The 9,670-nt window shown below is 72.3% G+C and carries 8 protein-coding genes; all 8 read left to right on the top strand.

The genetic code is table 11. The annotated features are described in order from the left end of the window. On the top strand, positions 1 to 1,009 hold a 1,009-nt coding region (gene ftsY, locus HMPREF9719_RS00900), incomplete at its 5' end, for a signal recognition particle-docking protein FtsY (RefSeq protein WP_004600070.1). A 334-nt stretch (positions 1,010 to 1,343) separates the two neighbouring features. After that, positions 1,344 to 2,786 carry an ammonium transporter gene (locus HMPREF9719_RS00895; protein WP_004601800.1) on the top strand — a complete coding sequence of 481 codons (1,443 nt, stop codon included), beginning with the start codon at positions 1,344 to 1,346 and terminating at the stop codon, positions 2,784 to 2,786. Beyond that, a complete protein-coding gene (locus tag HMPREF9719_RS00890; RefSeq protein ID WP_004600068.1) occupies positions 2,783 to 3,121 on the top strand; it encodes a P-II family nitrogen regulator in 339 nt (112 codons plus the stop codon). The genes HMPREF9719_RS00895 and HMPREF9719_RS00890 overlap by 4 nt, the downstream gene beginning before the upstream one ends. A 216-nt stretch (positions 3,122 to 3,337) precedes the next feature. Then, entirely contained in the window at positions 3,338 to 4,918 is a 1,581-nt protein-coding gene (ffh, locus tag HMPREF9719_RS00885; RefSeq protein ID WP_004600067.1) for a signal recognition particle protein, read from the top strand. A 293-nt stretch (positions 4,919 to 5,211) separates the two neighbouring features. After that, a complete protein-coding gene (rpsP, locus tag HMPREF9719_RS00880) occupies positions 5,212 to 5,712 on the top strand; it encodes a 30S ribosomal protein S16 (protein WP_004600066.1) in 501 nt (166 codons plus the stop codon). Between the two features lie 230 nt (positions 5,713 to 5,942). After that, complete coding sequence (gene rimM / locus HMPREF9719_RS00875; protein ID WP_004600065.1) at positions 5,943 to 6,428, top strand: ribosome maturation factor RimM; 486 nt, start codon at positions 5,943 to 5,945, stop codon at positions 6,426 to 6,428. Positions 6,429 to 6,516: 88 nt separating this feature from the next. Next, positions 6,517 to 7,404 (top strand): tRNA (guanosine(37)-N1)-methyltransferase TrmD, encoded by an 888-nt coding sequence (gene trmD / locus HMPREF9719_RS00870; protein WP_004600064.1) that lies wholly within the window; start codon positions 6,517 to 6,519, stop codon positions 7,402 to 7,404. 59 nt (positions 7,405 to 7,463) lie between these two features. Next, the coding region (locus HMPREF9719_RS00865; RefSeq protein WP_004600063.1) for a Tex family protein at positions 7,464 to 9,670 on the top strand (2,207 nt) is incomplete at its 3' end.

Genomic DNA, 9,670 nt, shown 5'->3' with positions numbered 1-9,670 from the left:
GAAGGAGGCCGAGCAGCCCGACGAGCGACCCGAGGCCGCGGCCGCGGCGCCCGCGCCGGAGGAGCGCGAGGAGATTGCCCCGGCCGCGGGCCGGCTGGGCAGGCTGCGCGGCCGGCTCTCCCGCAGCCGCGGGGCGCTCGGCCAGGGGGTGCTCGGCATCCTGTCGGCCGGCGACCTCGACGACGACGCCTGGGAGGAGATCGAGGACACGCTCATCATGGCGGACCTCGGCTCGACGACGACGATGACGGTCGTCGACGAGCTGCGCGAGAAGATCGCCACCCAGGGCGTGTCCTCCGAGGAGGAGGCCTGCGGCCTGCTCCGCGAGGTACTCGTCAAGGCCCTCAAGCCCGAGATGGATCGCTCGATCAAGGCGATGCCCTACGACGGCAAGCCCGCGGTCGTGCTCATGGTGGGCGTCAACGGCACGGGCAAGACGACGACGACCGGGAAGCTCGCCCGGGTGCTTGTCGCGCAGGGCCACGACGTCGTGCTCGGCGCGGCGGACACGTTCCGCGCGGCCGCGGCCGACCAGCTCGAGACGTGGGGCCGCCGGGTTGGCGCCACGACGGTGCGCGGCAAGGAGGGCGCCGACCCGGCCTCGGTGGCGTTCGACGCGGTGCAGCAGGGCGTCGAGTCGGGCGCGGACGTCGTCGTCGTCGACACCGCGGGCCGGCTGCACACCTCGGTGGGGCTGATGGACCAGCTCGGCAAGGTCAAGCGCGTCGTGGAGAAGAAGGCCGCCGTCGACGAGGTGCTCCTCGTGCTCGATGCGACGGTCGGGCAGAACGGGCTCATGCAGGCGCGCACCTTCCGCGACGTCGTCGACATCAGCGGCGTCGTGCTCACCAAGCTGGACGGCACCGCCAAGGGCGGGATCGTCTTCCAGGTCCAGGAGGAGCTCGGCGTGCCGGTGAAGATGGTCGGCCTCGGGGAGGGCGCGGACGACCTCGCGCCGTTCGAGGTGGAGAGCTTCGTCGACGCGCTCCTCGGCACGAGCCAGGGGTAGCGGGCGACAACCTCGGACCCTTTTACATGCGGGGCCGGGGCGGGACGGGCGTGTCGGCGCCCGCCCGCCCCGGCCCCGTTGGTGTTGTTCCGCGCGGCCGCCCGGCCGGCGAAAAACCCCAGCGCCGGCGAGGAATGTCCACGCCGCCGCGTCCGGCTCTCGGGGCGGCGCGCCGGGGAGCCGGCGCCCGGCCGGGGCATCCGCGCAGCTCAGATCACTGGTTAAAACAAGACGCTTGAGGAAAGGGCGTGCTATACCTGTGTAGTGGCTCATAAAGACTAGTAACAAAAAGAGGTAAATGTATTATGAGTCACTGTTTAACTGGGGTCCTCTCATGAGCCCCGCGGAGCTCGCGGCCTCCTCGGGAAACTCGGCGTGGATGCTCATCTCCGCGTCGCTGGTCCTCCTCATGACGCCGGGGCTCGCGCTCTTCTACGGCGGCATGACCGCCACGAGGGCCGCCCTCAACATGGTGATGATGAGCTTCGGCGCCCTCGGCGTCGTCGCCGTCGTCTACATCCTCTGGGGCTGGTCGATGTCCTACGGCAGCCAGTCGCTCGGCGGGCTGGTCGCCAGCCCGTTCGAGTTCTTCGGGCTGAAGGGAGCGCTCGTCGACGAGACGGGCGCCCCGATCGCCGGGGATAACGGCTACCCCGCGGTCATCGACGTCGGCTTCCAGCTCACGTTCGCGGCGATCTCCACGGCGATCATCTCCGGCGCGCTCGCCGGCCGGGTGAAGTTCTCCACCTGGCTGGTCTTCGCCGGGCTGTGGGTGAGCCTCGTGTACTTCCCGCTCGCGCACATGGTGTGGGGCGGGGGACTGCTCGGCGAGGGCGACAACGGCATCTCGGCGTGGCTCTTCGGATCCGAGGACGGCGAGGCGCTCATCGCGCCCATCGACTTCGCCGGCGGCGCGGTCGTCCACATCCCCGCCGGCGTCGCGGCACTCGTGCTCGCGCTCGTCGTCGGCAAGCGCCGCGGCTTCCCGGCCTCGACCGACCGGCCGCACAACCTGCCGCTCGTCATGCTCGGCGCGGCGCTTTTGTGGTTCGGCTGGTTCGGCTTCAACGGCGGCTCCGCCTTCGCCGCCGACGGGCTCGCCGGGCTCGCGTGGCTCAACACCACCGTCGCGACCGCGGCGGCGATGCTCGGCTGGCTCGCCGTCGAGCGGCTGCGCGACGGCAACGCCACCTCGCTCGGCGCGGCCTCCGGCGTCGTCGCCGGCCTGGTGACCATCACCCCGGCCGCCGGGGACGTCGGCCCGCTCGGCGCCGTGGCTCTCGGGGCGATCGGCGGGGCGCTCGCCTGCCTCGCGGTGCAGCTGAAATTCAAGCTCGGCTACGACGACTCGCTCGACGTCGTCGGCGTGCACCTCGTCGCCGGGCTGTGGGGCACCGTCGGCGTCGCCTTCGTCGCGACCGACAACGGGCTTCTCGCCGGCGGCGGTCTCGACGGCGCGAAGCTGCTCGCCGTGCAGGTCATCGTCGCGGCCGTCTCCCTGGCGGTCGCGGGAGTCATCACGTGGCTCATCGCGCTGGCCTTGAAGGCGACGATGGGCTGGCGGGTCACCGACGAGGAGGAGTTCTCCGGCATCGACGGCCACCAGCACGCCGAGTCGGCCTACGACCTCAACCCCACCCGCCTCGGTGCGCGCCGCGGGCCCGCCAGCGGCGGGCCTCGGCCCAAGCCCGGGGCGGCCGGCGGCAAGCCGTCCGGCGCGGACAAGGCACCTGCCGCCGATAAGCACGCGGCGAAGGAGAAGGAGGAGCAGCGATGAAGCTCATCACCGCGGTCGTGAAGCCCTACACCATCGACGACATCCGCGAGGCGCTCGTCGGCCTCGGGGTGCACGGCATGACCGTCACCGAGGTCCAGGGCTTCGGCCAGCAGGACGGCCACAGCGAGGTCTACCGGGGCGCGGAGTACGCCACCGAGTTCGTCCAGAAGATCAAGGTCGAGGTCGTCGTCGCCGACGGCGACGCCGACCGCGTCCTCGACGCCGTCGTCGAGGCCGCGAACACCGGCTCCATCGGCGACGGGAAGGTGTGGCAAAGCCCCGTCGAGACCGTCGTTCGGGTCCGCACCGGCGAGCGCGACGAGGACGCGCTCTAGCGATTAAGCGCCGCGGCCACCCGCCGCGGGTGCACCAGCACCGGCCGCCCCGGGCGGAGGCACCGCGCCCCGCCCGTGGGCGGCCGCGCGCCGGCGGCGGCGCCGCCGATGTCCGTCCCGCGCGGGTTTCGCCGGGCCGGGGCGAGCCGATAAGCTCTCCTAGACAGGCCTGGGTAAGCCCGTGCCCGCCGCGAGTACCGAGGAGAGCGAAGAAGAGTGTTTGAGTCCCTGTCCGACCGGATCTCGGGTGCCTTAAAGGGCATCCGCGGCAAGGGCAAGCTGACCGAGGAGGACATCAACGCCACCGCGCGCGAGATCCGCCTCGCGCTCTTGGAGGCGGACGTGTCGCTCACCGTCGTGCGCGGCTTCATCAAGCGGGTCAAGGAGCGCGCGAAGGGCCAGGAGGTCTCCGCGGCGCTCAACCCGGCCCAGCAGGTCATCAAGATCGTCAACCAGGAGCTCACCGGCATCCTCGGCGGCGAGACCCGCAGGCTCAACCTCGCGAAGAACCCGCCGACGGTCATCATGCTCGCCGGCCTCCAGGGCGCGGGCAAGACCACGCTCGCCGGGAAGCTCGCGAAGCACCTCTCCAAGCAGGGCCACACCCCGCTTCTTGTGGCCTGCGACCTGCAGCGCCCGGGCGCCGTCCAGCAGCTGAGCATCGTCGGCGAGCGCGCCGGGGTGCCCACCTTCGCGCCCGACCCGGGCACCGCGCTCGGCTCGGAGGAGTCCTCCGGCGGAGACCCGGTCGACGTCGCGCGCCGCGGCGTCGAGGAGGCGCGGCGCAAGCAGCACGACGTCGTCATCGTCGATACCGCCGGCCGGCTCGGCATCGACGAGGAGCTCATGGCCCAGGCCCGCGGCATCCGCGAGGCCGTCGAGCCCGACGAGGTGCTCTTCGTCATCGACGCGATGACCGGTCAGGACGCCGTCGCCACCGCGGAGGCCTTCCGCGACGGGGTGGGCTTCACCGGCGTGGCGCTCACCAAGCTCGACGGCGACGCCAGAGGCGGCGCGGCGCTCTCCATCAGGGAGGTCACCGGCAAGCCGATCATGTTCGCCTCCACGGGCGAGAAGCTCACCGACTTCGACGTGTTCCACCCGGAGCGCATGTCGAGCCGGATCCTCGGCATGGGCGACGTGCTCTCCCTCATCGAGCAGGCCGAGAGCGTCTTCGACCAGAAGAACGCCGAGCAGCAGGCGAAGAAGCTCACCTCCGGGGAGTTGACCTTGGAGGACTTCCTCCAGCAGCTGCTCACCATCCGCCGCATGGGCCCCATCGGGAACATCCTCAAGATGCTTCCCGGCGGCAAGGAAATGAACAAGATGGCCGACATGGTCGACGAGAAGCAGCTCGACCGCATCCAGGCCATCATCCGCGGCATGACCCCTGCCGAGCGCGACAACCCGAAGATCTTGAACGCCTCGCGCCGCAAGCGCATCGCCGCCGGCTCCGGCGTGGAGGTCTCCGACGTCAACCAGCTCGTCGAGCGCTTCTTCCAGGCGAAGAAGATGATGAACAAGATGGCCGGCCAGTTCGGCCTCGGCGGCGGCAAGCGCGGCGGCACGAAGAAGAAGCCCAAGGGCCGCAAGGGCAAAAACGGCAAGCGCAAGCCCGCGAAGCGGCGCCAGCCGCAGGCCGCGCCGGGCATGCCGGACTTCGCGCAGCTCCAGCAGATGGCCCAACAGCAGGGCGGCGCGCCGAACCTGCCCGGGGGCCTGGGCGGCGGGATGCCCAAGCCCAAGGGCGCGGAGCACCTCGACTTCGAGAACTTCGACTTCGGCGACCGCAAGTAGCGAGCTCGAGACGACCGGGCCGCGCCCCGAGAGGCTGCGGCCGGGACTCGGGGATCCCCGCCCGCGCGTGCGCGGGCGGGGATTTCCCTCTTTGCGGCCGGCTCGCGTATGATTCCCACGGTTCGCCTTCGGGCGGGCGCCCTGCGTAGCGCCGTCACCGACCCCGGTCGGCCGGACAGGTCACGCGCAGGTAAAAACCAAAGGGTTGAACCGGCCCGCCGCAGCGCACGAGAACCGGCGGCGGGTGCCAGAACTGCCCAAGTGACGAGACGTACAAAGAAGGAGCCACACCCATGGCCGTGAAGATCAAGCTGCAGCGCCTCGGGAAGATCCGCGAGCCCCACTACCGGGTCGTCATCGCGGACTCCCGCACCCGCCGCGACGGCAAGGTCATCGAGACCATCGGCACCTACCAGCCGCGCACCACCCCCTCGACCATCGAGATCAAGTCCGAGCGCGCCCAGTACTGGCTCGGCGTCGGCGCGCAGCCGACCGAGCCGGTGCTCGCGCTGCTCAAGGTGACCGGCGACTGGCAGAAGCACAAGGGCCTCCCGGGCGCCGAGGGCAAGCTCAAGAAGCCCGAGGAGAAGCGCTCCAAGCTCGACGTCTTCAACGAGGCGCTCAACGAGGCGAACAACGGCCCCTCGACGAAGGACTTCGCCGAGAAGCGCCGCAAGGCCCGCGAGGAGAAGGAGCAGGCCGCCGCGGAGGAGGCCGCCAAGCAGGCCGAGGCCGACAAGGCCGCCGCCGCCGAGGGCGAGGCCGAGGCGGACGCCGAGTCCGAGGACAACTAACTAGGCCTTGTTGCCCGCGGGGCGGGGGAGGGTGCGACGCCGCACGTCCCTGAGCCCGCAACGGCCGAAGCACGCGCCCGGTCCCGGGCGGTGGACATGCGTACGTCCGCCCCGGGGCCGGGCGTTCGCGTACCCGGGGATGCCCGGAACAACGCCGGGGGAAACAGTTGTCCTCGCCGCGGGGCCGCGGTGCGAAGAATCCGGCGGCGGTGCGGCTAGAGTTGTTGCGCATGGAGCTACACATCGGCCGGGTCGTCAAGCCCCACGGAGTGCGCGGCGAGGTCGTCGTCGAACCCACCACCGACGCGCCGGAGGAGCGCTTCGCGCCCGGCACCAGGCTGGAGTCGAAGCGCGGGCCGCTGACCATCGCCCACGCCCGGCCCCACCAGGGCCGCCTGCTCGTCTCGTTCGAGGAGGTGCCCGACCGCAACGCCGCCGAGGCGCTGCGCGGCACTCGGTTCTTCGCCGCGCCCCGCGAGGAGGACGACGGCGGGTTCTACGACCACGAGCTCGAGGGCCTCGAGGTGGTCAAAGACGGCGAGCGCGTCGGCGAGGTCACCGCGGTCAACCGCAACACCCGCCAGGCGCTGCTCGTCGTGGGCCTCGAGGGCGGCGGGGAGGCGCTCGTGCCCTTCGTCGAGGCGATCGTCCCCGAGGTCGACCTCGAGGCCGAGCGGGTGGTCATCACCCCGCCGGACGGCCTCCTCGAGCTCTAGCCGGCGACACGAGCACCCCGCCGCCAGGCCGCCTTAGCACCGCGCCCTGTAGACCGCGCCGATGACTTCAAGGAAGGACCCTCACACGATGCGCGTCGACGTCGTCACCATCTTCCCCGAGTACCTCGAGCCGCTGCGCCACGCGCTGCTCGGCAAGGCGATCGAGCAGGGCATCCTCGACGTGCGGGTCCACGACCTGCGCCGCTTCGCCGACGACCAGCACCGCTCGGTGGATGCGCGGCCCGCCGGCGGCGGGCCCGGCATGGTCATGCGCCCCACCGTGTGGGGCAGGGCCTTAGACGAGATCGCCGGCGGCGGGGCCGAGGGCCCCGGGCTCTCGTCTGCGCAGCCGCACCTCGATCGGGCGCGCCACGACGAGCTCAACGGTCTCGACCCCCACCGCTACGAGGAGCGCGAGGACGACCGCGACGCCTCGGGCGACGCGCGGCCGCTTTTGCTCGTGCCCACCCCGACGGGCGCGCCGTTTCGGCAGGCCGACGCGCGCGCCTGGTCGAACGAGGAGCACCTCGTCTTCGCGTGCGGGCGCTACGAGGGCATCGACGAGCGCGTCTTCCTCGACGCGCGGCGCCGCTTCCGCGTCCGGGAGGTCTCCATCGGCGACTACGTCCTCATCGGCGGCGAGGCCGCCGTGCTCGTCATCCTCGAGGCGGTCGTGCGCCTCGTGCCGGGGGTCTTAGGCAACAGCCAGAGCCACGTCGACGACAGCTTCTCCGGCGGGCTGCTCGAGGCGCCGTCGTACACGAAGCCGCGCGAGTGGCGCGGCCTGGAGATCCCCGAGGTGCTGCTCTCCGGGGACCACGAGAAGGTCGACCGCTGGCGCCGGGAGCGCTCCATCGAGCGCACCGCCGAGCGCCGCCCCGAGCTGCTCAGCGAGGCGCTCGCCGCGGGGCTCCTCGACTCCGAGGAGGCCGCCGCCGCGCGCCGCCACCTCGACGAGGACTGGGGCGAGGACTAGCCCCACCGCCCGGGGCGGCCCGGAATGGGGGCGGGGGAGCGAAGTAGAATCCCCCGGCGATGGACACCACCGCATTGATCGCCCGCATCGCGGGCCAGCTCGGCGCCCCGGAGCGCGACGTCGCCGCCGCGGTGCGGCTGCTCGACGAGGGCAACACCGTGCCGTTTATCGCCCGCTACCGCAAGGAGGCCACCGGCGGCCTCGACGACGGGGCGCTGCGCAGCCTCGAGGAGAAGCTCGCCTACTACCGGGAGCTCGAGGAGCGCAAGGAGACCGTGCTCGCCGCGATCGACGAGCAGGGCAAGCTCGACGACAACCTTAGGGCCTTGATTGTCGAGTGCGACTCGAAGGCCCGCCTCGAGGACCTCTACGCGCCGTTCAAGAAGCGGCGCAAGACCCGCGCCGACAAGGCCCGCGAGGCCGGCTTCGAGCCGCTGCTCGATCACCTCATCGCCGAGCCCGAGTCCGACCCCGAGGCGCTCGCGGAATCCTTCGGGGAGGGCGCGCTCGACGGGGCGCGCGCCATCCTCGCCGACCGGCTCGCCGGCGACGCGGACTTGGTCGGTCAGCTTCGCGAGGAGGTCTTTAACGGCGGGGTGCTCTCCGCCGGCGTCGTCGAGGGCAAGGAAGAAGACGGCGCGAAGTACCGCGACTACTTCGACTTCTCCGAGCCGCTCACCGACATGCCCAGCCACCGGGTGCTCGCGCTTCTTCGCGGGGAGCGCGAGGGCGTGCTGCGCTTAAGCATCGACGTGCCCGAGGAGGAGCGGCTGGTCGGCCGCGTCGAGGAGGCCGTCGGCGCGAGCTCGCCGTGGCTGGATCGCGCGGCGCGCTCCGCGTGGCGCACGAAGCTCTCCGTCTCCGCGACGGTGGACGCCCGCACCCGCCTCAAGGAGCGCGCCGAGGACCGCGCGCTCGAGGTCTTCGCCGGGAACTTGAAGGACGTGTTGCTCGCCGCGCCCGCCGGCCACAAGGCCGTCCTCGGCCTCGACCCGGGCTTCCGCAACGGCGTGAAGTGCGCCGTCGTCGACGGCACCGGCCGGGTGCTCGACGCGCTCGTCGTCTACCCGCACCCGCCGCAGAAGCGCTACGGCGAGGCCGAGGAGAAGCTCGCGGAGCTGTGCCGCCGCCACGGCGTGGCGCTCATCGCCGTGGGCAACGGCACCGCCTCGAGGGAGACCCTCGCGCTGGCCCGGGACGTCGCCAGGGACGCCGGGGGCGAGGCGCAGGCGGTGACCGTCTCCGAGGCGGGCGCGTCGGTCTACTCGGCTTCCGAGGCCGCCGCCCGGGAGCTGCCCGACATGGACGTCGCGCTGCGCGGCGCGGTGTCCATCGCCAGGCGCCTGCAGGACCCGCTCGCCGAGCTCGTGAAGATCGACCCCAAGGCCATCGGCGTGGGCCAGTACCAGCACGACGTCAACCAGCGCCGCCTCGCGGGTGTGCTCGGCGCGGTCGTCGAGGACGCCGTCAACGCCGTTGGGGTCGACGTCAACACCGCCAGCGCCCCGCTGCTCTCCCGCGTCGCGGGGATCAGCCCCAGGCTCGCAGAGGGCATCGTCGCCCACCGCGACGCGAACGGCGGCTTCCCCTCCCGCGAGGCCCTCAAGGCCGTGCCGAGGCTGGGGGAGAAGACCTTCGAGCAGTGCGCCGGCTTCCTGCGCGTCACCGGCGGCGACGAGCCCCTCGACGCCTCCGCGGTGCACCCCGAGTCCTACGGTCTGGCCCGGGAGATGGCCCAGACGACGGGCTTAAGCGTCGAGCGCCTCATCGGCGACGAGGCGGCCGTCGCCCGCATCGACAGGGCCGCGCTCGTCGCCGCCGGCGCCGGCGCCATGACCGTCGACGACATCGCCCAGGAGCTCGCGAAGCCGGGCCGCGACCCGCGCCCCGAGTTCCGCGCGGCGCGCCTCGACGAGCGCGTCGAGACCATCGGGGACTTGAAGCCCGGGATGGTGCTCGAGGGCACCGTGAGCAACGTCGCGGCCTTCGGCGCGTTCGTCGACCTCGGGGTGCACGAGGACGGGCTCGTCCACGTCTCCCAGCTCGCCGACCGCTACGTCTCCGACCCGCGCGAGGTCGTCCGCCCCGGCCAGGTCGTGCGCGTGCGCGTCCTCGACGTCGACGAGGAGCGCCGCCGCATCGGGCTCTCCATGCGAAGCCCCGCCGACGACGAGCCCGGCCCCGGCGGCAAGGGCGGCGCCGGCAGGGGCCGCGGCGCGTCCGGCAAGAAGCAGGGCGCAGGCTCCGGCGCGGGCCGCGGGCGCAA

Source organism: Corynebacterium otitidis ATCC 51513, assembly GCF_000296405.1.
Taxonomy (GTDB): domain Bacteria; phylum Actinomycetota; class Actinomycetes; order Mycobacteriales; family Mycobacteriaceae; genus Corynebacterium; species Corynebacterium otitidis.
Note: the sequence above shows the minus strand (reverse complement) of the source record. Positions and strands in the feature narration are given on the sequence as shown.